Raw genomic sequence first — 1,063 nt, 5'->3', positions numbered from 1 at the left:
CCGCAACGGAATCTCCACCGCCAAATCAAACGAATAACACGCCGCCGCCTCAACCGCCCCCTGCAACCGATCCGCCGGCCACCCGCCGGCATCGACGACTTGCCAGCCGAAATCGAAGTGGCCGACCGGGACAACCACTTGTTGCGGGGTCCCGTCGGGCGCGACGAAAATCGTGCGCAGGCTTTCATGCCGGGCCACCACGTCGGCCAGCGCCGCCCCGAGGACGTCGACATCCAGGCGTCCGCGCAAGCGCAGGGCCACGGCCATGTTGTGCACGGGCGACGACCCGTGCAGTTGGTCGAGGAACCACAACCGGGACTGGGCGAACGACAACGGCACCACCGCCGGCCGGGGGCCGGCCACCACCCGCGGGAGGCGGCCCTCGCCCTCACCCAGGCGGGGCACCAGCCGGCGAATGGTCGGCGCCTCGAACAACGTCCGCACCGAAAGGTTCGCGTTCAGAGCGGCGTTCACCGCGGCGACCAGGCGCATCGCAGACAGCGAATCCCCGCCCAGATCGAAGAAGGAGTCATCCACGCCGACCCGGGTGAGGCCCAGGACTTGGGCGTAGATTCCGGCCAGGATCTCCTCGACCGCACTGGCCGGGGCGCGGTAGCCATCACCGGCGGCGTATTCCGGTGCCGGAAGCGCGCGGGTGTCGAGTTTGCCGTTGAGGGTCATCGGCAGCGACTCGAGGGCGACGATGGCGGCCGGGATCATGTAACCGGGCAGCCGCTCGCCCAGCGCGGTGCGCACCCCGTCGGGGTCGGCCGTGCCGGTGAGGTAGCCGACCAGGCGCTTGTCGCCGGGGCGGTCCTCGCGGGCGATCACCACCGCCTGCCCGACCCCATCCAAAGCCGTTATCGCGGCTTGGATTTCCCCCAATTCGATACGGTAACCGCGGATCTTGACCTGCTCGTCGGCGCGCCCCACATACCGTAGTTGCCCGTCGACGCCCCACCACACCAGATCGCCCGTCCGATACATCCGCGTCCCCACCCCACCGAACGGACACGCCACGAACCGCGACCCGGTCAGCCCCGCCCGGCGCACGTACCCCAAC

Annotated in this window: 1 protein-coding gene; it reads right to left on the bottom strand. The window is 69.8% G+C overall.

The features are described from left to right. Positions 1 to 1,063 (bottom strand): condensation domain-containing protein (locus AWC03_RS24045; protein WP_142278506.1); only part of this gene is annotated, 1,063 nt, incomplete at both ends.

This window comes from Mycobacterium europaeum, from assembly GCF_002102155.1.
GTDB classification, from domain to species: Bacteria; Actinomycetota; Actinomycetes; order Mycobacteriales; family Mycobacteriaceae; genus Mycobacterium; species Mycobacterium europaeum.
The sequence above is the reverse complement of the archived record's forward strand: the minus strand, read 5'-3'. Positions and strand labels throughout refer to the sequence as shown.